Source organism: Candidatus Leptovillus gracilis (assembly GCA_016716065.1).
GTDB lineage: Bacteria > Chloroflexota > Anaerolineae > Promineifilales > Promineifilaceae > Leptovillus > Leptovillus gracilis.
Genome location: JADJXA010000010.1, coordinates 24,624 through 47,203 on the forward strand (window position 1 = coordinate 24,624; position 22,580 = coordinate 47,203).

Sequence of the window (22,580 nt, forward strand, 5' to 3'; positions counted from 1 at the left end):
AATCATCGTCAATCCTTCGGCAAGCTCAGGACCAATCCTTCGGCAAGCTCAGGACCAATCGTCAGGTTTTGTTCCCAGCTTGCCCAGGCAATATCTGTTTCCCAGATTTTGGTGGTGATGCGGTTCAGGTTGGGGGCCTGAATGCGGCCGGCCATCGCCTGGCAAAAAATGCGTGAGAAATGCTCGATACTGGGGTTGAGGCCGGTAAATTCCGGCAGATCGTTCAGCGTTTTGTCCCGAAAATAAGCCACCAGGGCGTCCAAATTGGTCTCAATGTCTATAATGTCTACCAGGTAGCCGTGTTGGTCCAGGGTGCTGCCGGACAACTGCACTTCTACCTGGTAAGGGTGCGAATGCCACTGATTTTCCGCGCCCCAGTCGCCACCGATTAAAAAGTGTTGCGCCACAAAGTTTCGTTTAACAGCTACAGTGTACATCATGCCTCGCTTGAAGATAAGTGGTTGATCATAAGCTGCTTATTTGTATCAGGAAATGGGGCGGGTGGCGAGTGGCGGGTTCAGGGCAATTGCATATTTGGTCTACATCCTATTACGCCCGGCACCAAAATCGCTTGGTTGCTAAACAATGCGTCGTTTACTCAGCATTGGCACGTCTTTAGTCGGTTTCAATCGGCGTTGTGGTGCAGCCGAGGCGTTTGCGCGCTAGCGAGGCCGAACAAGAAGTAAATGTGCCGCGAACAGCAATTGCCCTTGCTCTAATAACATTGCCTAATACATCATAAGTACTGGGACATAAAATCTTGGAATTTGAAATCATCTAAAAATAGCTTCCCGATTTCAGACGTTCAACTTGTCCGAAGAAGTTGAACGTCTCGTGGGAACTAATTTTTAGATGGTTACTCAGCCACTTCCAGCGAGACACCATCCGCCCCGGCAAAGCGAAAAGAGATAAAGCCAATGTTCATGCGATTCTCCAAATGAGCGTGTGGCAACCACGAGGTTTGCCCGTACAATGCAATGCTATGCGTATAGGACCATTGTCTCATGACGGTTTTGTGACTTTCCTCCTCTGGTAGGAGGGCAGGGCGTGTGTTATCTTAGGAGGAGATTTCAATTGGGAGATGAGGAACGGCCGTTTTGCTGCCAATATCTAATGGTATTAATGAAAATCAAATTCTCGTCATTACTTATATCATAATGATCTGTAACGACGTTTAGGGGGCGTAAATGACTGACCTAGATCAATTAGATCCACTTGTTAGGATAATTAGTAATCATCGTGGAACAGCAAGTGATGCAAAAAAAGAACTTCTTGCAGCAGGAATTTCAGAAGAAAAAGTCGAAAAGGCGTATCAAGAATTCCTCAAATTGACTGGCAGACCAAAATTTCTTACCCCTCCACCGATGCTTGTAAAAGACAAGCAAAAAGAAGGCTGGTATCTCGGTGCAGATTATTATCAGGATGCAAAATTTTGGCCTGCACTCCGTACTCATCTCTTGAATGAAAAGCAGTGGCCTAAAGATGCAGTTGAAGCCATTCACGATGCTTCAGATAAGATTGTATCTTGGCTTGATTCACCTCACGCAGCACGAATTAAGACACGTGGCTTGGTTGTTGGATATGTTCAAAGTGGGAAGACGGCCAATTTTACAGCCGTTATTGCCAAAGCAGCTGATGCTGGATACAGATTTTTTATCGTTTTATCCGGCACAAAAAAGTCGCTGCGGCGGCAAACCCAACAGCGATTGGAAAATGAACTTGTCACACTTAACGATGATGTTTGGTTTACACCGACATCAATCAATGATTTTAGACCAAACTCAATAGGAAACCCCAATTTTTTCCTTGCCGATCAAAAACATGATAAGGTGCTTTGTGTAGTCAAAAAAAATTCCACGATTTTGCGTAAGCTTATCGCTTGGTTGGGAAGCGCTTCGCCAGACGTTCTGCGCCGCTGCCCCTTTTTAATTATTGATGACGAAGCCGACGAAGCCAGTGTCAATACAGCACGTAATCAAACTAACACTGATCCAGAAAATCGTGACCGAAATGCTATCAACCGCCGCCTTGTGGAATTATTAGAGCTTTTGCCTAAAGCTGCTTATCTTGGTTATACGACAATGCCTTATGCAGGTAGTATCGAGAATTTTCGCAACTCATTTTCAGGCGATTTCATTCTTACTCTTCCAGAATATGTTCTTATTGATTCACAACCTGTCATTGGCTAAAAGAGTCGAGACCAGATTCTAAGTCATGGAACGCAATAAAATGACAGATAACAAGCATGAAAATTACGAGATATTAAACTTGATAGGCTATGGGTTAGCGAAATTTGACAAGGATTTTGTCAAATTGTTTGGTTTCAAGACAAAAACGGCTTTCTATCAGCATATCGTGGATTTGAAAATAGCGGAAACAGTAGAAGTTGTAAAAAATCGTCAAGACCTTTTCGATCCATTTTTTGATAATCTTCGAAGAGGTTGGTGGCAAAAAGGTAACACTTACATCCATAGGAAAATATTGATTGATTCATTATTTGGAAATTATAATGTACAGCAATTTGTTTCTATGGTTCAACTGTATATTGCAAATGAATTTGAGATTGAAGAAAGACCTCTACATCCAATCGTAAGCCCTGTCATGAAGAGCAAATTCAAGCAACTTCAGCTAACAGGTCAGGCTGCCGAACTCCATTTCATGAATAATTATGAAGGCATAAAGATTTTTTCCAGTGGTACACTTGAAGACGCAAGGTTATTCGGTGACGGTTATGATTTTCAGATTCAAGTTTCTGAAAAGTATTACTTGGCAGAAATAAAAGGTGTACGCGGTTTATATGGGAGTGTCCGGCTTACAGAAAACGAGTTTTCAAAGGCCGGTGAATTTAGGGATGAGTACGCGCTAGTTGTTGTCAGTAATCTTGACAACTTACCAAAGATGACGGCTATATTTGATCCAGTTACCAGTTTAACGTTATCACAAAAAGTTATCACCCAAAGCCAGACAACTTATCATTCAGAGGTGTTAGCCTGGTAATTCAACATATTCCTCCTGGGAGTGTTGTGGCAGCACCACACTTAATCGTGGTGAAGTTGCTATAGCAAGTTTTCTGAGTTACGGCTTACGTTATGTTGAGAAAATCATCGTAATCGGGCCGTTTTCAGGCTAAAATTCAGCTGATTTAGGGAAAACTCAAGCCCAGAACGGTCAAAATAAACGTTCAATTGCGCTAAAAGCACCAACCACGATTAAGTGCAGTCCTACCCCGCCAAGACGCTGGGTGGGTTTATCTGGTCATTGGTCTTTCGCTGGTTGGATCAGCGCCCACAGGTTCGGGCAGATGAAATGTGAACCCGACGCTTGAGAACACATTGGTTGCTACCGAGTTTGTTAAAATGAATCACCACAAAAAGAGCCTGTTCTGGATCTAGATCACCCCTATCGCCTTATCTTTGTGCCCGACCACTACCCCGCACCGCGCAAAGCGGACGGGGGACTGGATTGGCGGGCGGTTACGGCCGTTTGTCTCCTTGCCATGGAGGATTACCATGAGTAAACCAACCACAAATTCGTATGAACCTGATTTCGTCGCCCCGCCAGGTGACACGTTGCTGGAACTATTAGAAGAGCGGCACATGACCCAATCAGAACTGGCCCAACGTATGGGACGGCCGCTCAAAACCATCAACGAAATTATTCGCGGGAAAACACAGCTAACGCCCGAAACCGCGCTGCAATTGGAACTGGTATTCGGAACAACGGCCCGCGTCTGGCTCAATCTGGAGCAAAGCTATCAGGAGCATCTGGGGTGGCAAGCCGCTGGCGAGTCGTTGTAAGCCCACCAATCATGGCTGGACCGTTTTTCCATCAAAAATAGGCAAACCAGAGCCAGACCGACCAACGGCCGTACAAAAAACAACCTCATCATGAAGCCAGCATCCCACCGGGCCATGATCAAAAACAGATTGTGTTACAATTCAACAACAAGAGTTGAGAATGTCTAAGGCAATTATCTGGACAAAACACGCTGAACAAAACCGGGTTGAACGAGAGATTGAACGCTCCGACAAGGACAACCAGCATGAAAATCGTCTACGGCCGTGAAACAGACACCCTGGTCATCACCCTCCGCGAAGAACGTATCCGCGAGAGCGACAAAATCCGCCCCGGCGTGATTGCCGATATTGGCTATGACGGCAAAATCGTCCGCTTTGAAATTCTAAATGCCTCGCAATCAGTACAAAAGGCTGCGGAAATGCAATTTGCCGTGGAAGCATAGCAGACCAGGAGACAAGGGGAAACAACAAGCCCATCCTTACCCATGTCTCGTCTGTCTATCCGGTAAACCAACTAACTAACCAACTAACTAACCCAGGAGAACGATTATGTCTGACCAACGGCCGTTAACCATCCTCTGTCTCGCTTCTGAATTCAAAGGGCTGCCCTTCCTCCAGGCCGCCAGCGACGCCGGCTGCCGCGTCCTCCTCCTGGCCAACGAAAAAACGGCCAAAGAAGCCTGGCCCTGGGACAACATCCACCAGGTCTTCTACATGCCAGACATCTCCACCCAGCCCGACGTCACCTACGCCGTCAGCTACCTGACGCGCGGCCATAAAATAAACCGCATCGTCGCCCTCGACGATTACGATGTCGCCACGGCCGCTTCCCTGCGTGAACACATGCGCCTGCCGGGCATCGGCGACAGCCTGGCCCGCCACTTCCGCGACAAACTCGCCATGCGCGGGCAAGCCCGCCGCGCCGGCCTGCCCGTCCCCGATTTTGTCCCCGTCTTGAATTACGACGACCTGCGCGATTTCATGGAGCGCACACCCGCCCCCTGGGTCCTCAAGCCCCGCTTCGACGCCGGGGCCATCGGCATCCGCAAACTGCATCACAGCGAAGAATTGTGGCGCGCCCTGGATGAGTTGGGCGACAAACAATCCTTCTTCCTGCTGGAGCAGTTCATCCCCGGCGATGTGTACCACGTGGATTCGCTGGTCTGGGATGGGCAGGTGATTTTTGCCAGCCCCAGCAAATATGGCCTGCCACCGCTCACCGTGTCGCATGGCGGCGGCATCTTCAGCACCCGCACCCTGTCCGCCGGCGACCCGGAAACGCAGGCGCTGCTGGCCCTGAACCAGGAATTATTGGTCGGATTGCAACTGCCGCGCGGCGCGGCGCATACCGAGTTTATTCGCGGCCATGCAGACGGCCGTTTCTACTTCCTGGAAACGGCCGCCCGCGTCGGTGGCGCCAACATAGACCGCCTGGTCAAAGCGGCCACCGACATCGAACTCTGGGCCGAAGCCGCCCGCATCGAAATCGCCCATGCCCGCGGCGAACAATATCACCTGCCCGCCATCCGCCACGATTACGCCGGACTGCTCATCTGCCTGGCCCACCAAAAACACCCCGACCTGTCCGCCTACCAGGAGCCAGAAATCGTCTGGCGGCTGCCCAAAGACCATCACGCCGGCCTCATCGCCGTCTCCTGGGACGCCAGCCGCATCGAATACCTGATGGGCCAATATGCCGAACGCTTCGCCCAAGATTTCCTGGCCGTACAGCCGCCCAAACAAGAGGCGCGCACAACGTTTTAACCTGACCTGAACGGCGGTACGGCATACATCCCGGAGTACACGGGAAATTACTCGTTTCATCTCCGTGCCCTCCGTGGTGAAATCGCAAAAACCTATGAACCAACATACATATCACCCCAATGTGGTGCAGCGCAGTATTCAACGAGCAGCCGCTTTACGGCCCATCTCCTGGGCCGCATCCTATGTGGCCCCCCACCTGGACCGCCCGATATACCGGCTGACCGGCGGGCGGCAAACGGCCGTTACCCTGCTCACCGGTCTGCCCATCATCATGCTCACCACCACCGGCGCCAAATCCGGCCAACCACGCACCATCCCCCTCGTCGCCATCCCCAACGACGATGGCCTGGTCATCATCGCTTCCAACTGGGGCGGCAAAAGCCACCCCGCCTGGTACCACAACCTGAAAGCCAACCCCGACTGTATCGCAGCCGTAAACGGCCGTGCCCAACCCTACACCGCCCACGAACTCAGCGGCGAAGCCAAAACGGCCGCCTACCGCAAAGCCGCCACCCTCTACGCCGGCTACAACGCTTACAAAACCCGCGCCGCCGGCCGCGAGATACCCGTCTTGCAGCTTGTAAGCCGTGAGCCGTAAGCCGCAGCCCGTGAGCCGTCGTTCTTTATTCCGCGTTCACCACCTATGCTCGCAAAGGTCATAATCTGACACTTTTGTCACCTTATCACCTTATCACCTTGTCATGTATATATCCATCCCCCCCGACTTCACCGCCCACATGCTCGAACTGTACGGCGATGTCGGCCGCGACTGGTTAACCCGTTTACCCATCATCCTGGCCGACTGCGCCCAACGCTGGCAGCTTACCCTACAACGGCCGTTCCCCCTCTCCTACAACTATGTCACCGCCGCCACCCGCGCCGATGGCACGGCCGTTGTCCTGAAAGTCGGCTGCCCCAACCCCGAGCTGCTGTCTGAAATTGCCGCGCTGCGCCATTACGACGGCCGGGGCGTCTGCCGCCTGCTGGCCGCCGACGAGGCCCAGGGCGCACTGCTGCTGGAGCGCGTCCTGCCCGGCCTTCCCCTGGCCGCCCTGCCCGACGATGAGGCGGCCGCTGCCGCTGCCGCCCAACTCATGCAGCAACTCTGGCAGCCGCCGCCCGCCGACCACTCTTTCCCCACGCTCGCCCAATGGACGGCCGCTTTGCTGCGTTTGCGCCCCTATTTTGGCGGCGGGACCGGTCCATTTCCGGCGCGGTTGGTGGATACGGCCGTTGCTCTCCGCGCCGAACTGTTGGCCGACGAGGTGACGCCCACCCTGCTGCATGGCGATTTTCACCACGACAACGTCCTCACCGCCCATCGCCAGCCCTGGCTGGCAATTGACCCCAAAGGCGTCGTCGGCGACCCGGCCTACGAACCGGCCTCGCTGCTCTACAACCCCATCCAGACCTTCCCCTTCCGCCCCGACATGCCGCGCCTGCTGCGCCGCCGCCTGGACATCCTGGCCGAGTTACTGTCCATTGACCGGGCGCGATTGCTGCGCTGGGGCATCGTGCAAAATGTGCTGTCCGTCTGGTGGAGCGTAGAAGGCAACGAAAACGGCTGGGAACCCGTCCTGCGCATCGGCGAAGCCATGCTAGAATTGTGAAAGGTGAACGCTGAATTGCGAAGTAAAGAGACCTCCCCAACTTCACAATTCACAATTCATAATTCATAATTCAAAGGGGTTCCCGTGAAAGAACTTTCCCATCTCCTCAACAACATCCCTTCTTCGCCCACGCTGGCCATCAACGACAAAGCCAAAGCATTGCAGCGCGCCGGCCATGATGTCATCGCCCTGGCCGGGGGCGACCCTGATTTTGCCACACCGCCGCACATTATCGAGGCCGCCTACCAGGCCATGTTGGCCGGGGCCACCCACTACCCCGCGCCGATGATCGGCATTCCGGCGGCGCTGGAGGCCATCGCCGCCAAAATGGAGCGCGAAAATGGCGTGCCCGTGCCCGACCCGCGCCATCAGATCATCATCACGCCGGGCGGGAAGTGGGGGCTGTATCTGGCGTTAACGGCCGTCCTCAACCCCGGCGACGAAGTCCTCATCCTGGAACCCCATTGGGTCTCCTACCCACCGATGGTCACGCTGGCCGGCGGCGTGCCCGTGCCCGTCAGCCTGCCCGCCGCCGACAATTTCCGCATCACCGCCGCCGCACTGCGCGCCAGACTGACGCCGCACACCAAAGCGCTGCTGGTCAACAACCCGTGCAACCCTACCGGCCGCGTCCTCACGCCGGAGGAATTGGCAGCCATTGTGGCGGTGGCTCTGCAAGCCGACCTGTATGTGATTGCGGATGAGATTTACGAGAAGTTGGTGTTCGACGGCCGTACCCATCTCTCCGTCGCCGCCGCCCCCAACATGGCCGACCGCACCCTCACCATCAACGGCCTGACCAAATCCTACGCCATGACCGGCTGGCGGTTGGGCTGGCTGGTTGGCCCCGCGCCCATCATCCAACTGGCGACGCGCCTGAACAGCCAGGCCGTCTCCTGCGCCGCTACCTTCTCCATGCACGCCTGCGTCGCCGCCCTCAACGGCCCACAGGAAAGCATTACCGAGATGCGCGACGCCTACCAGGCGCGGCGCGACTTCATGGTGCAAGCGCTGAACGAGATTGAAGGGATTGCCTGTCGTTCTATCGAGGGGGCGTTTTACCTGTTTCCCAGCTTCCCCGGCAGCCGCAAAAACAGCCTGGAATTGGCCGACGCCCTGCTGGACAAGGCGCAAATCGCTGGCGTGCCGGGCATCGCCTTTGGGCAAAGCGGCGAAGGCCACGTGCGTTTCGCCATCTCCACCGCCCTGCCCGACCTGGAGCGCGCCGTGGAGCGCCTGGCGCGGGTGGCCCATGCGTTGTAGCGTTTCATCTGGCAGACTTCATGAGTGGGCAGACCGACCGACTACCACAAATGAAAACCCTGGGAACGCAGGCGTCTCGCCTGCTGTGGCGGACGAGATGTCCGCGCTCCTATTTTCACAGGGGCATGGATGACTACCCCATAGACGCAGCGCTGGCCCGTTTGATGATGACCAGGGTAAAATCGTCGAATTGGGCCATGTCGCCGGCGTGAGACTGCACGGCGTGCAGCAGCACGGCCGCCAGGTCTTCGGCGGATGTCTGGGGATTGGCGGCGAGGATGTCGGCAACGGCCGTATACAACCGCCCTTCGCCATACGCTTCATACGCCCCATCCACCGCCTCCGTGAGGCCATCGGTATACAAAACCAGCACGTCCCCCGGCCCAATGCCCACTTGCTGCTCTTGCATCTCGATTTCCGCGACCACGCCTAAAACGATGCCATCCGAGTCCAATATCTCCACCTGCCCGGTGGTGGCGCGCCAGATAAAGGGGTGGTTGTGGCCGGCGTTGGCATAGAGGAAACGGCCGTCTCTGCCATCCAACACCCCATAAAAAGCGCTAACAAACATGTCGGAACGGCTGTCGTCCTGTAAATAGCGGTTGGTCAGCATCAGCGCGTGGGCCGGGGGGTGGCCTTCCAGCGCCGTATTGCGGATCGTCGTGCGGCTGAGGGCCATGTAGAGGGCCGCCGGAACCCCCTTGTCGGCCACGTCGGCAATCACCACACCCCAGGCATCCTGGCTGCCGGGCAGCCGGAAAAAATCGTAAAAGTCGCCGCCTACCTGCCGCGCCGGTTCGTAAACGGCCGTAAACTCCCAACCCACTATCTCCGGGCAGCCCAATGGCAGCAGGCTCAGTTGAATTTGCCGGGCCACAGCCAACTCCTCATCAATTCGCTGGCGGTGAAACTCCTCATCACGCAGGCGCACCCGCTCGATGGCGATGGCCGCCTGATTGGCCATGAGCTGCAAAAAGCGAATGTCAGCCACGTCGAACTGGCGCGGGTTTCGGGCGTCTATCACCAACACGCCGATGGAGCGCCCCTGGGCCACCATCGGGATCACCACCTCGGCGTGGAAATCCTCCTCACGGAACCAGTCAGACACCCAGGGAAAATCCTCTACGTCAGGAACCGATTCACGCACGATGGGCTTTTGGCTGGCCATTACCTGGCCGGAAAAGCTGCCTTCTATTGGCACGCGAAAACCATGCCCCACCGGATCCGAGGTCCAGCCGGAGGCGGCGCGGAAATAGAGATTTTGGCCGCCCGGCCCTGGCAGCAGCACCGCGCAGGCGTCCAGGTCTTGCAGCTGCAGCACCTCGCCGACCAGATAATTCAGCAGCGCGTCCAGGTCCAATCGCCCCAAAAGCTGGTTGGAAAGGCGCAGCAGCGTGGCCTGCTCATGGATGCGCCGTTCGTGCATCATGTCGTACAGGCGGGCGCGCTCCAAAGCTGCCCCCATCTGGCTGCCGACATTGGTCAACAGGGCCAGGGCGCGTTCATCGAACGCTGCCCAACTGGGGGCGGCGACATTGAGGATGCCCAGAATTTCGCTGCGGCCGCGCAGGGGCACGGAGGCGTGCACGACCAGATTGCCCCGGTCGCCGGCGATATCAGCCAGGCGGCTGCACCGCACTTCGTTGTAGGCGGCGGTCAGCTTGCCCTTGTTGCACAGCGACTGGCAGTCGCAATCTTTGTCCCAGGCGGCCGGGTTGTGGCGCGCCAGGGCCGGGGGCAATTGGCGCTGGGCGGCCAGGGTGTAGCCACGGCCGTCCCATCGTTCCTGGGCTTCGGGCTGACGCAAAAAAACCCAACCAGTCTCCAGGCGCAGCAAGGCGATCAACTGCGCCAGGGAATCATCAAGGGCGCTGCGCGTGTCTACAGCCGAGTTGAGCGTGGCAGCAATCTGGTTTAAGGTTTGCAGGTCGGCAATCAGCCGGGAATTGTTGGTCATATCACTCTGGTTCTGTTACTTTGACACAGTGATCATCTAGAAATTACATGGCCCAGATTGGTCCAATCTAAAAAACAGGGGCATGGTTCATCGGGCGAAACATCTTCTTTACAAATTTACGCGGCATTGTCATTCCTTCGGCGTTGCTCAGGACAAGGTCTGAGCGGAGTCATGGAAGCCTTCGGCTGCTATCTGTTTCATCCTCCAACGGTTTCTCTTTAAACAATACCTTGTCTACCCGATACCCGTCCATGTCAGCCACTTCAAAACGAAACCCACCCCAGATGAAATGATTGCCGGTTGTAGGGATGCTCCCCAGCATAAATACAACAAAGCCCCCTAACGTTTGATATTTATCTTCACCCGGTAACAACCCAATGGCAAATGCTTCCTTAAAATCGTCTATGGGGATGATTCCATCCACTAACCAGGAACCATCCTCACGCTGCACAATCGGTGGGTCTACTTTTTCGTTCAAGGTTGGAATATCGCCAACAATGGCTTCGAGAATGTCAATCAGGGTCACCAATCCTTCAATCCCGCCATATTCATCAAAGACCAAAGCGATTTGTAGGCCACTCTGCCTGAAGCGTTCCAGAGCCTTTAGCGCCTGCATCTTATCCGGAATTAAAAGCGGTTCCTGCATTACGGTTCTGATGTCGAATGTCTCGCCTTCGAGGCAGGCGAAGAGCAGGTCTTTAGACTGCACCACACCCAGAACCCGGTCAAGGGCGCCATCACAGACGGGAAAGCGTGTACTGTTGGATTCATAGATGAGGTGGCGGACTTCTTCCTGAGGCGCATTGACATCTATCCAGACAATTTCTGGTCGTGGCGTCATTATTGATTCCAAAGTTCGGTCTCCTAAACGAAAGATGCTTTCCACCATATCCCGCTCGGCCTCCTCAATCGTGCCCGCCGCAGCGCCCTGTTGAAGCATCATCCTGATCTCCTCTTCATTGACCTCCTCGTCCTTTGGTGACTGAACGCCCAGTAGTTTCAATGTCATGTCCGTGGCAATACTAAACAAACGGACAACGGGCGTGGCAATTATCGAAAGGGCGCGCATGGGCCGGGAAACCAAAGCAGCGATTTGCTCGGCATTGCCTAAAGCAATACGCTTCGGTACCAATTCGCCAATCACGACCGATAGGAAAGTTATTGTACCGACGACAATGACCAGACTAAGGGCGTCGGCATATCGTCCAACCCAGCGTAATTCACGCAGAGGAACTGCTAACTCGCCGGCGATGTTGGCGCCCCCGAACGCGCCGGCGAAGATGCCCACCAGGGTAATGCCCACCTGAACAGTGGAGAGAAAGCGATTGGGACTATTGACCAATTCCAACGCCACTACAGCCCCACGGCTGCCACGCTGGGCCATTTGCTGTAAGCGGATAGGTCGGGCCGATACGATGGCAATTTCAGACATAGCAAAAAGCCCATTAATTACAAGCAGCAGCAGAATAATCGTGATTTCAAAAAGGGTTTCAGGCATATGGTTTATGTGCGAAACAAAAAGGTTTTTATTAACCCCTATTTTCCCTTTTGTCGAATTGCAAGTCTATAGCTCAGGGGTTCTTACGGCAGCCGCTAATGCCGCTGGCGAATCAGGTTAATTATTATGGTTAGGTGACGAGAAATATAGCTTCGTTTGTGCCCAAGTTCGTCTTTATGTTTATTAAGAGGCTGGTTGCAGCGAGAATATGCGACCAATAATGCCGCACATTAACAATCCAGGCAAAAAAATCAACCTCCTGATACGACCACCAGCTTTAACGTAGACACTGCACATTTCTAAATTATGGGCGCGGCGGGTGGCGCGGACCAGCTATTCGCTGCTTGCCTCTAGCGGCTCATACCAGCCGATGGTGCGCGCTTGTTTGCGCAAATAGGTGGCGCGGACCCGTTCGATGTCGGTCAGGGTGACGGCTTTTAGCTGTTCCAACACCGTCTCGAACCAGCGATAGTCGCCGGTGACGGCTTCGGCCATGCCCAGAAGCTGTGCCTGACCAGTGATGCTTTCCCCGGCCATGACAAATTCCGCTTTGGCTCGTTTGAGCGCCTTGTCCAGTTCCGCCTGGGTGATGGGTTCGGCAGCCAGACGGCCGATTTCGGCGTCCAGGGCGGCTTCAACGGCGGTCAGGGTGTGGCCCGCCAGAACAGAGCCGTTGTTGACAACGGCCGTAATCACATACAAATAGGGGTCTATGGTCGGCGTCAGGCCGCCATAGGCGGCGACAGCCAGGTCGGTATCTACCAGCGCTTTGTAGAGGCGGGAGCTTTTGTTGGAACCACCGCCGCCAAACATGCCCAGGCTGCCGCCCCCGGCAAAGGCGGCGTTGAGCAGCGTCAGGGCGAAGTAGTCGGGGTGGGTGGCGGCCGGGGCGCGGTAGGCAGCGCTGAGGGTCGGGGCATCGCCGGGGCCGTTGACGACGATGCGTCGTTCGCCGCGCTGCGGTGGCTCTTGTCGGGTGATGGCGGGCGCTGCTTTGCCAACCGGGATGGGGCCAAAGAGTTCGGCAAGGCGGGGCAGGATAACGGCCGTGTCGAAATCCCCCACCAGCACGGCGATGGCGTTGTTGGGCGCGTAATAACGCCGGTAATGGTCGCGCAAATCGGCGCGGGTCATGGTCTGCAAATCGGCCATGTCGCCGATGACTTCGTGGTGGTACGGATGCACACGAAAAGCGGCCGCTGTTAGTTCCTCGTTCAACAGGAAGTGCGGGTCATTTTCATACATGCCCCGCTCTGCCAGGATCACCTGCCGTTCCGCTTCCACTTCTCGCGCCGAAAAGCGCGTGTTTTTCATGCGGTCCGCTTCTAAATCCAAAGCCAGGTCAATGCGGTCGGCGGGCATCGTCTCGTAATAGGCGGTGAAATCCAGCCAGGTGAAGGCATTCCAGTGGCCGCCTTCACGGGAGACCAGGCGGTCCAATGTGCCATCGGGATATTTAGGCGTGCCTTTGAACATCATGTGTTCCAGCCAATGGGAAACGCCGGTGCGGCCCGGAATCTCATTGCGGCTGCCCACCCGATACCAGACCATAAAGCTGGCCACAGGCGCGTGGTGCATCTCTTTTAGGATGATAGTAAGGCCGTTGTCTAGGGTTGTTTTGGTTGTTGCAGAAGGCATAGGAATTGTGAATTGTGAATTGTGAAGTATAGCTGCTGGTGAGCGCTGGTCCGAAATCCGAAATCTTAAATCAGTTTGCCTGCACTTCCTGCCAGGTGACGGCGCTGTTGCGGGCTGGCACGCTGCCGAGTTGGTCGGGCGCGACGCCGGTGATGTGGCGGGCAATGTGGCTGACGTGGTGGTGGGTGGTGGAGATGAAGTATTTGAATTTGAACTGCGTCCCGCCAGCGGCCGTTCCGGCGACGTAGAGGCCGGGCACGTCTGTTTCCATGGTCTGGGGGTTGAACACAGGGGCGCATTCTGGTCCGGTCAGGCTGACGCCGGCCCGCTCGAATAGGCGCATATCGGCGACGAAGCCGGTGGCTAACAGCACAAAATCGGTGGGGACGTGGATGATACGGCCGTTACCCACCATCCCATCCTCCGTTTCGGCCAATACCACATGGGTCGGCGTAATTTCCACCGGCAGGGTTGCCGGGTAAAAGGCCATTTCCCGCTTCTCCAGCCGGTCGCGCAAATCCATCGCCAGGTGGGGCTTGATGCGCTCGAAGTTAAACTCGGCGCGGCGGTAGCTCAGGCTGACCCGCGCCCCACCCCGCCAACTGCGCAGCGCCGACTCGATGGCCGAATTGCGCCCGCCAACCACCAGCAGCCGGGTGCGGAAATAAGCGTGAGGGCCGGGGAAATAATGGCTGACGTGGGGCAGGTCTTCGCCGGGGATATTCAGGCGGCGTGGCCCGGCCATACCGCCGGTCGCCAGGACAACGCGGCGGCAGTGGTAGCTTTTGCGGCCAGATAACGGCCGTGTCCGCAGCACAAAACCGCCCGCTTCTTTCTCAATATCCGTCACCGGCTCATAAACGCGCAGGTTCAAGTCGAACATCTCCACCAGCATCCGCAAGTAAGCCAGGTACTCTTCGCCGCTGAGGGGCTGTTGGCTGCGGTTGTGGACCGGCACACCGGCCAGGGCCACGTGTTCTGGCGTGCTGTAGAAGACCGTGTCCGGCGGCCATTGGCTGAAGGCATCACCGATCTGCTTCGCCTCGAACAGCGTATAGTCCACCCCGGCTCGTTGTAAAACAATCGCCAGCTCAATGCCAATGGGGCCGGCGCCGATGATGGCGACGTCGGTAATCATTTCAGGATCAGGAGCGTCTTCATTTGTCATGCGCCTGATATTACCATGACGTGGGCTTGTGGGGAAAATAACTGCTTACCACGGAGACAGGGAGAGTGCTGAGGTTAGAAAAGAAAAACCCCCGGCGCTTAAGAACGCCGGGGTCTGGAAAGGGAAAGCGGAAAGCTCTCTGAGACCGGGTTTATTTACTGGGCGTTGACTTTGACGTTGATCTGTTTCGGTTTGACGGCTTCGGACTTGGGCACGTTCAGCGTCAGCACGCCGTTTTCGTAGGTAGCTTCGATGGCTTCGGCGTTGACTTCGACGGGGAAGCGTAGGCTGCGGCTGAAACGGCCGTAGCGCCGTTCGCGCAAATGATACCGGGCGTCGTCAACCTGCTCATCGCTGCTGACTTCGCCCTGAATGGTCAGGACGTTCTTCTCCAGTGTCACATTCAAATCGTCGGCCTGGATGCCGGGCACAGAAGCTCTGACGGTATACCCGGCTTCGGCTTCAATGACGTCCAGCGGCAAGCCCCAGCTGTGCGGCGCGTCCGATTCAGCGACCTGGGCATTAAACAAACGGTCAAATTCGTTTAATAAACTGCGGGATGGGTTCCAGCGTACTATCGTGTTCATGATTTTTTCCTCCGAAAGGTTAGTTTGTTGATTTGTTTACTCAGATTGGACCAATCTTGGAGATTGGTCCAATCTGGGCCATGTAATTTCTGAATGATCACTATGCAGGTATTGTGCCGCTGTTGTGTAAGAAAGGCATATGAGCCATATCGGAGGAATGTTATTGCTGCGTATGAATTGTGTTAGCGCCGCGTTGGACTGGTAGGAGCGCGGTTCTGAACCGAACGTACTACTGACAAGAAGCCAGTGATTTTATACACTACAGGCAGTTGTATTGTTAGGGTTATAGATACGACCGAAACAGGAACGGATGTACCCAATGTCATTTATTCTCATTTTTGCCACTTCATCTATCATCGCCTCCGTTTTCACGATTGCCACCTGTATGCTTTTTGCCTCCCATAGCCCACGTGAATCTCTGGCTAAAGTGTACGTTGAATAAACGGGTTGGGTACATTCATTGCAAGTAACAGGGTAGCCTCCTTCCTGATGTCGTTCTTGATTGTATTTGTAAAAGAAAACGGCCGTCTTGCCCAAGACGGCCGTTTTCTTTTACCTATATTCGGTGATGATCATTCAGGCGGATTCGGTTGGGACAAGACAATGGTGAAGGTACTGCCCTGACCCGGTGCGCTTTCGACTTCGATACGGCCGTTTTGCCGCTCCACCACAAACCGGGCAATCGTCAGCCCCACCCCCAGACCGGGGAACAAATGCTGTCCCCCTTCTTGTTCAATGCGCACAAACGGCTCGAAGATGCGTGACAAGTTTTCCCGCGCAATGCCGATCCCTTCATCCCGCACACTGATGACAACCTCGCGCGCTGCGCGGTTATCGGCGGCAATGTGAATTGGTTTTTGGTCGGGATTAAATTTGAAGCTGTTTTCAATGATCGCCCGCAGCGCCAATACCAACGAGCGCCGGTCCGCATACACGGTGGAGATTTCCGCGGCAATGTCCAACGTCACCCGCGTCGTCTTGCCATTCAACACTTCCCGCGCCGCGTTGAGCGCCTCGATCAAAATGTCTGGCAGACTGACGTAACTGTATTCGGCCGTCGCCGGGTGCATTTCATACAAAATCAACAGGTCGTTGGTCAGGCCCACCATCGTGTCCACATTGCGCGTGATGGCGTTCAGCGCCACCTGCACTGACTCCCCTTTCACCGCCCCCTGGTTGATAAGCCCCAGAAAGCCCTTGATGGTCGTCAACGGCGTTCGCAGCTCATGCGATAACGTGGCAATAAACTCAGTCCGCAGCTTTTCCTGTGCCGCCAGGTCCAGATACGCCTTCTCTAACGCCGCGTTTTTGATATTCAATTCCTGAATCACCGCTTCATCGTTACGCCGCAAATGGCCGATAATTTGCCGCAGCAATGTGCGCAGCAAGCGCGGGTTGGCATGGGCCACCGGCAAAAAATCGGTATGTTCGATAACCAGCATTTGGCAGTCTGACCGGGCGCAAATGGTTGCTGTGCGCGTGGTTTCCCCCAAAAAAGCCATCTCGCCCAGGTAGGTATTTGGCCCCACCGTGTCAATGAGAATGTCAATCTCCGGGCTGGCATGGACGATGATGTCCGCCGCCCCTTCCAGCAAAATAAACAAAGACGTGCCCGGTTCGCCTTCGCGGCAAACAATGGCCCCCGCAGGGTAACAGCGCGGCACGGCCGCGTAAAGCAGCGCCCGAATATCCTCTTCGCCTAATTCAGGAAAGGTGGTTTGCAAAACCTCTGCCAGATCTATTTGTGCAATTTGTAGCATACTCTCCTCGCTGCCGGCGGCTGATTTGTGATTGGGTACATGAAGCCCACAATAATGTAATGGCAGTATCCAGAGGTCAGGATTCAGTATTCAGCGGGTGTTTTCAGAGGCGCCGCCAACTGAAAACTGGTCACTGAATACTGATTACGGCAATTAGTAGGTTCATTCTAACAAGCCACCGCCGCGCTTTGGGAATTTATTTACGCCAATTTCACCTGGCAGGGGAAGACCACTCTTTTTTTATGCCCCCTTCACGTAAAACAGACGGGGCAGTCTCTGTTTTACATGTTCCACAGCGCAAACCCTGTGCTATAATGTGCCCATTACGTCTTTCACCCTGCTTTCAGACCAATCACTACATCATCGCCGCCTACGTCCCAGGCCCAACTTTTGGCGCACAACCACTGCGCAGTAAAGGAATACGTGCATGGCCCCTCTGCATATTCAGGCTTTTGGCAAGCTCCAGGTGCAGTATCAAGGCAAAGCCATCACTTCGTTTCCCACCCGCCACACTGAAGAATTGTTCGCTTATCTGCTTCTCCACCAGGAAACGGAGCATCACCGCGAAAAATTGATTGAATTGCTCTGGCCGGATGGTTCACCGGACAATGCGCGTGGTCGCCTGAGTACAGTGGTGTGGCGGCTGCGCTGCCTGTTGGCTGAATTGGGGTTAGACACGGCCGTTTCCCTGCCCACCACCCGCGATTGGATAGCCTTCAGCCCGGTACGTCCGTTCACCTTCGACCTGGCCCTCTTTGAACAGGCCCTCGCCCAGGCCGCCCAAACCGACGATGAAACAGGCCAACAATGGCTGCAAACGGCCGTTACCCTCTACCACGGCGACCTCTTCAATGGCCTCTACGCCGACTGGATTCTCATCGCCCGCGAACAACTGGCCCGGCGGCATTTGCAAGCCCTGGGTGACTTGATGGCGGCCTGCCTGGCCCGCCGCGCCTACGTCGAAGCCTTAGCCCACGGCCAAACGATCCTGGCCGCCGACCCCCTGCGCGAAGAGGTCCACCGCGCCCTCATGCTTTGTTATTGGCGGCTTGGCCAACCCACCCAGGCCATGCAGCAGTTCCACCACTGCGCCCGCCTCTTGCTCGACGAACTCCACATCCTCCCCCTACCGGAAACCCGCGCCCTCTACCAACAGCTCCTCGCAGAACGCCTGCCCCACACCACCGCCGCCAGCCCCGCCCTTCACAGCGCCTACCGCGATTTCCTGCGCGCCGGCGACCGCTTGAATTCTTTGCTGGACGGTAATCCGTAGTCCGTGTTCCGTTATCCGTAATCCGTGTTCCATGGCGATTCACGGTTCGCGGTTTACGGCTTACGGAAAACGCCCCTTGTGAGACTTTTGTGAGACTTCCCCCCTAGAATGGTCGTGACGGAAACGTGGTACGGCTTAGGGAAGGCTTGCCAGTTGGTTGGTTGGTGTCAGCGACCAACTAACCATCCAACCATCCAATTCCCTCCAGGCTACAGGAAACCCTATGGACGACGAGTCAGGCGACATGATGGCTGGCTTCGACCGTGAAGCGCACTCCTTTGTCATTCGCATCTGGAAAGAACCCACCGGCGAAACCGGCCAATGGCGCGGTTGGATCAACCACGTGCAAACCGGCCAGCGCCACCACTTCCGCGACCCGTCAGCCATCAGCCCAATCGTCGCCAATTATTTGCACGACCAACACGAGGCAGTCCAGGAATGAACGTCACGGCCGTTCTCGCCCCTTATGCCGACAGCCAGAGCCATTTGCTGGCCGGGCTGTCTGTGTTGGATTGGCGCGTGCAGTGGGCCATCGCCCGCGCCCGCGCCAACGGCCTCCAGCCCGACGATGAATTTCGCGGCCTCTACATCAGCGACGACCACGCCGACGCGCTGCTGAGCCAGGGCATTGGCGGCCATATTTGGGCCAATGGCAGCGGCCGTTCCATGCCCACTGCCCTCGATTTCCCCGCCGCCCTGGATCAGGCCCGCCACGAATGGCAGGCTCGCGCCCAGGCCAGCCGGGCCGACAACATCCCCCTCCGCCTGAACCATCTGGCCGCCGCCTTTGGCCTGACGCCAATTGAAGTTGACGCCCTGCTCATCGCCCTGGCCCCGGAGATTGACCCCCGCTACGAACGCCTCTATGCCTATCTGCAAGACGACGTGACCCGCAAACGGCCGACGATTGACCTGGCCCTCAACCTGCTCACCACCAGCTTTCGTGAAAAATTACAGCAGCGGCAGTTATTTGCCGAGAACGGCCGTCTGCTTGCCCACCACCTCCTCATCTGCTTCCATGATGGCCCCAACAGCGCCGCTGCCCGGCTGGCCCACTTCCTGCGCCCTGCTCCCAGCGTCGTCGAATTTTTGCTCGATGACGACACGCTCGACCCCCAACTCACCCCCGCCGCCGCCCTGATCGCTGCCGCACCCACCCATCCGCCACAGCGCGTCCCAGCCGATTTACTCCGTCACCTGCAGCAGGCCGCCAGCCACACGCCGCTCTTTCTCTTCACCGGCCGCCCCGGAACCGGCAAACAAGAAGCCGCCCACCACCTGGCCCATGCCGCCAACCAACCCTTGCTCACCTTTGATTTCGCCGCCCTGGCCCAAACCGACCTGGCCGCCGACGAAGGACTGCGGCTTGCCTTGCGCGACGGCCGTCTCCATCAGGCCATGCTCTATCTCACTGGCTGGGAAGGGCTGCTGACCGATGACGGCCGTTTGCCCGCCAGACTCTTCAGCCAACTGCTCGTCTATCCGCACACCATTGTCCTGGCCGGGGAGCTGAATTGGCAGGCGGATGGGGAGAGGGAACGGCCGTTGTTCCCCGTCGTTTTTCCCTTGCCCGATTACGGCCGTCGTCTGGACCTCTGGCGTGCCCAACTGGGCGATGGGCTGCCGCCTGAGGCCATTGCCAGCCAGTTCCGCTTTACCCCCGGCCAGATTGAAGCCGCCGCCGCCGCCGCCCGCGACCTGGCCCGCTGGCGCGGCGAGCCATTGAGCGAAAGCGACCTCTTCGCCGCCGCCCGCGCCCACTCCAACCAAAGGTTGGCCGCGCTGGCCGTCAAAATTCGCCCGCGCTACACCTGGGACGACATCATCCTGCCCGCCGATACGCTGGCCCAACTACACGAGATGGTCAGCACCGTGCGCCAGCGCCCCACCGTTTACGGCGCCTGGGGCTTCGACCGCAAGCTCGCCCTGGGCAAAGGTCTCAACGCCCTGTTTGCCGGCGAATCGGGCACAGGCAAAACGATGGCCGCCGATGTGATGGCCGGCGCGCTGGGGCTGGACCTGTACAAAATTGACCTCTCGGCCCTGGTAAGCAAATACATCGGCGAAACGGAGAAAAATCTGGACCGCATCTTCACCGAGGCGGCTACCAGCAACGCCATCCTCTTTTTTGACGAGGCCGACGCCATTTTTGGCAAACGTTCAGAGGTAAAAGACAGCCACGACCGCTACGCCAACATCGAAATCAGCTATCTATTGCAGCGCATGGAGGCGTATGACGGCGTGGTCATTCTGGCGACCAACTTGCGCGCCAACCTGGACGACGCTTTCACCCGCCGCCTGCACTTTGCCATCGAATTTCCCTTCCCGCAGCCGGCCGACCGCGAGCGCATCTGGCGGGTCAATGTGCCGCCGGAAACGCCGATGGGCGACGATGTGGATTGGCCGCTGCTGGCCGAACGCTTTGAACTGGCCGGTGGCTCCATCCGCAACATCATCCTGGCCGCTGCCTTCCTGGCCGCCGAGGAAAACGCCGCCGCCACGGCCACGGCCGTCCATCTGCGCCACCTGCTCCACGCCGCCCGCCGCGAATACCAGAAGATGGGGCGGTTGATTGAGGAACGGTTGTTTGAACGTAATCCGTAATCGGTGAACGGAACACGGAACACGGAGGAACTATGCCCGCCGAATATCAGCTAGACGACAAGAAAAACGTAAACCGGCCAGAACGGAAAACGGCCGTTCCCGCCAAAACCGCCGACCCATTGACGCTCGATCAGATAAACAACCGGCTGGACAGTGGAACCGTCACCCAGATGCAGCAGACGTTGGGCAATACGGCCGTGCAGCGCGTCCTGGCCCAGCGCAGCGGCGCGGGCGAGGTGGATGAGGAAACGGCCGCATCCATTCAGCAACAGCGCGGCAGCGGCGGCAGTCTGGATTCCGGCATGGCGCAAAAAGCAGGGCAGACGATGGGGCAAGACTTCGCCGATGTCACCATCCACACCGACGCCCAGGCCGACCACCTGAGCCGCCAACTGGGGGCCGAAGCCTTCACCACCGGCAGCGATGTCTTCTTCCGCGAGGGGGCCTATGACCCGGCTTCCAGCGATGGGCAGCGCCTCATCGCACATGAACTGACCCACGTTGTACAGCAAGGGGCGGCCGCGCCCACCGTCCAGGGCAAACTCAGCGTCAACGACCCCGACGACCAATTTGAAACGCAAGCCGACTCTGTCGCCGACCTGGTAATGAACCAGCCGGCCGAAGAGGAAGAAGAGCTGCAACTGCAAGAAGTCGAAGAAGAAGAAGAGCTTGAATTGTGAAGTCTGAATTGTGAAGTGTGAAGTGATAAGAGACGTCTCTCTTCAACTTTACCATTCACCATTCACAATTTACCAATTCCATGATTACCGATTTAGACCAAACCATCAAACGCCTCCTCATTGAGGAGCTGCCGGTTAAAAACGGCGAAATTGACGTGAAATTCGACCAGCCGACGCGCGAGTGGAGCGCGAAGCTGGCGAAGCCGACAATCAATTTTTTCCTCTACGACGTGCGCGAGAACAACCTGCTGCGCCAGCACCAATGGCAGGCGGTTAATGGTAGCGGCCGTCCTGCCGACCCCGCCGCCCGCAAGCGCACCCCCTTCCGGGTGGACTGCACCTACATGCTCACCACCTGGGCCACTGACCCCGGCGACGAACACCGGCTGCTCACTCGCTGCTTGCTGGCCCTGTTCCGCCACCCCATCTTGCCGGAAGAAAACCTGGTGGGCAGCCTGCAAAACCCGACCTTTGAAATTCAGGCCCGTTTGGCCGCCCACGACAAGCTGACTAACCCGGCCGAAGTGTGGAGCGCGCTGGACAATGAGCTGCGGCCGTCTATCTCTTACACCATCACCCTGGCGCTGGACCCCTGGAGCGAAGTCACGGGACCGGTTGTCCATTCGCTGACCATGCGCCTGGGACAATCCGAGAATCCGCGCCGCCAGGAGATGGAGAGGGAAACGGCCGTTTCCACCACCTTCATTGGCGGCGCGCTGACCAAGGGCAAAGAGCCGCTCGGCGACGTGGCCGTCGCCCTGCAAGACACCGGCTTTATGGGGCGCACGGATAGGAACGGCCGTTATCGCTTCCACGGCGTCCCGGCCGGCAGCTATACCCTGCTCATCTGGACCGGCAAAGGCAAGCCGCAAGAAAAGCCCATCACCGTCCCCGCCGGCAACTATAACGTGGAACTGTGAGCTTTCCTGGGAGCGCAAGCCTCCTGCCTGCCATCACTGCGGGTGGGACGCCCGCGCTTCC

General features: G+C 56.7%; 20 protein-coding genes. 13 read left to right on the top strand and 7 right to left on the bottom strand.

Going from position 1 to position 22,580, the window contains the following annotated elements; all coding sequences use genetic code 11:
* Positions 1-8: 8 nt before the first annotated feature.
* Positions 9-437: a 6-carboxytetrahydropterin synthase gene (locus tag IPM39_20495; protein MBK8988414.1), complete on the bottom strand. Its 429-nt coding sequence runs from the start codon at positions 435-437 to the stop codon at positions 9-11.
* A gap of 750 nt (positions 438-1,187) precedes the next feature.
* Here IPM39_20495 and IPM39_20500 point away from each other — a divergent pair.
* The 8 genes from IPM39_20500 to IPM39_20535 all read left to right on the top strand — a co-directional run bounded on the left by IPM39_20500 (position 1,188) and on the right by IPM39_20535 (position 8,434).
* Positions 1,188-2,189, top strand: a complete 1,002-nt coding sequence (locus tag IPM39_20500) for a hypothetical protein (GenBank protein MBK8988415.1) — start codon at positions 1,188-1,190, stop codon at positions 2,187-2,189.
* A 40-nt stretch (positions 2,190-2,229) separates the two neighbouring features.
* The gene (locus tag IPM39_20505) at positions 2,230-2,997 is read left to right on the top strand and encodes a DUF3883 domain-containing protein (protein MBK8988416.1); all 768 of its coding nucleotides are present in this window, start codon (positions 2,230-2,232) and stop codon (positions 2,995-2,997) included.
* A 512-nt stretch (positions 2,998-3,509) separates the two neighbouring features.
* Positions 3,510-3,797 carry a HigA family addiction module antidote protein gene (locus IPM39_20510; protein MBK8988417.1) on the top strand — a complete coding sequence of 96 codons (288 nt, stop codon included), beginning with the start codon at positions 3,510-3,512 and terminating at the stop codon, positions 3,795-3,797.
* Positions 3,798-4,042: 245 nt separating this feature from the next.
* On the top strand, positions 4,043-4,240 hold the full coding sequence (locus IPM39_20515) for a DUF2283 domain-containing protein (GenBank protein ID MBK8988418.1): 198 nt from the start codon (positions 4,043-4,045) through the stop codon (positions 4,238-4,240).
* Positions 4,241-4,346: 106 nt separating this feature from the next.
* A complete protein-coding gene (locus IPM39_20520; protein MBK8988419.1) occupies positions 4,347-5,561 on the top strand; it encodes an ATPase in 1,215 nt (404 codons plus the stop codon).
* A 94-nt stretch (positions 5,562-5,655) separates the two neighbouring features.
* Positions 5,656-6,159, top strand: a complete 504-nt coding sequence (locus tag IPM39_20525) for a nitroreductase family deazaflavin-dependent oxidoreductase (protein MBK8988420.1) — start codon at positions 5,656-5,658, stop codon at positions 6,157-6,159.
* 103 nt (positions 6,160-6,262) lie between these two features.
* The gene (locus tag IPM39_20530; protein MBK8988421.1) at positions 6,263-7,171 is read left to right on the top strand and encodes a phosphotransferase; all 909 of its coding nucleotides are present in this window, start codon (positions 6,263-6,265) and stop codon (positions 7,169-7,171) included.
* A gap of 114 nt (positions 7,172-7,285) precedes the next feature.
* The gene (locus IPM39_20535; GenBank protein MBK8988422.1) at positions 7,286-8,434 is read left to right on the top strand and encodes a pyridoxal phosphate-dependent aminotransferase; all 1,149 of its coding nucleotides are present in this window, start codon (positions 7,286-7,288) and stop codon (positions 8,432-8,434) included.
* Positions 8,435-8,567: 133 nt separating this feature from the next.
* Here IPM39_20535 and IPM39_20540 read toward each other — a convergent pair whose 3' ends face one another.
* From IPM39_20540 to IPM39_20565, 6 genes are all read right to left on the bottom strand, one after another.
* Positions 8,568-10,391: a SpoIIE family protein phosphatase gene (locus IPM39_20540; protein ID MBK8988423.1), complete on the bottom strand. Its 1,824-nt coding sequence runs from the start codon at positions 10,389-10,391 to the stop codon at positions 8,568-8,570.
* A 169-nt stretch (positions 10,392-10,560) separates the two neighbouring features.
* A complete protein-coding gene (locus IPM39_20545) occupies positions 10,561-11,889 on the bottom strand; it encodes an HlyC/CorC family transporter (protein ID MBK8988424.1) in 1,329 nt (442 codons plus the stop codon).
* A 333-nt stretch (positions 11,890-12,222) separates the two neighbouring features.
* Complete coding sequence (locus IPM39_20550; protein MBK8988425.1) at positions 12,223-13,527, bottom strand: insulinase family protein; 1,305 nt, start codon at positions 13,525-13,527, stop codon at positions 12,223-12,225.
* 70 nt (positions 13,528-13,597) lie between these two features.
* Complete coding sequence (locus IPM39_20555) at positions 13,598-14,665, bottom strand: NAD(P)-binding domain-containing protein (GenBank protein ID MBK8988426.1); 1,068 nt, start codon at positions 14,663-14,665, stop codon at positions 13,598-13,600.
* 185 nt (positions 14,666-14,850) lie between these two features.
* Positions 14,851-15,282, bottom strand: coding sequence for an Hsp20/alpha crystallin family protein (locus IPM39_20560; GenBank protein ID MBK8988427.1), 432 nt, complete (start codon positions 15,280-15,282; stop codon positions 14,851-14,853).
* A 572-nt stretch (positions 15,283-15,854) separates the two neighbouring features.
* Entirely contained in the window at positions 15,855-17,042 is a 1,188-nt protein-coding gene (locus tag IPM39_20565; GenBank protein ID MBK8988428.1) for a HAMP domain-containing histidine kinase, read from the bottom strand.
* Positions 17,043-17,469: 427 nt separating this feature from the next.
* Here IPM39_20565 and IPM39_20570 point away from each other — a divergent pair, with 427 nt between their 5' ends.
* The 5 genes from IPM39_20570 (at position 17,470) to IPM39_20590 (ending at position 22,519) form a co-directional block, all read left to right on the top strand.
* A complete protein-coding gene (locus tag IPM39_20570) occupies positions 17,470-18,315 on the top strand; it encodes a hypothetical protein (GenBank protein MBK8988429.1) in 846 nt (281 codons plus the stop codon).
* Between the two features lie 223 nt (positions 18,316-18,538).
* The gene (locus tag IPM39_20575) at positions 18,539-18,757 is read left to right on the top strand and encodes a hypothetical protein (GenBank protein ID MBK8988430.1); all 219 of its coding nucleotides are present in this window, start codon (positions 18,539-18,541) and stop codon (positions 18,755-18,757) included.
* Positions 18,754-20,919, top strand: coding sequence for an ATP-binding protein (locus tag IPM39_20580; protein ID MBK8988431.1), 2,166 nt, complete (start codon positions 18,754-18,756; stop codon positions 20,917-20,919). Before IPM39_20575 ends, IPM39_20580 begins: the two co-directional genes overlap by 4 nt.
* Positions 20,920-20,951: 32 nt before the next feature.
* Positions 20,952-21,599: a DUF4157 domain-containing protein gene (locus IPM39_20585; protein MBK8988432.1), complete on the top strand. Its 648-nt coding sequence runs from the start codon at positions 20,952-20,954 to the stop codon at positions 21,597-21,599.
* Positions 21,600-21,679: 80 nt separating this feature from the next.
* Positions 21,680-22,519 carry a DUF4255 domain-containing protein gene (locus IPM39_20590; GenBank protein MBK8988433.1) on the top strand — a complete coding sequence of 280 codons (840 nt, stop codon included), beginning with the start codon at positions 21,680-21,682 and terminating at the stop codon, positions 22,517-22,519.
* Positions 22,520-22,580 lie beyond the last annotated feature (61 nt).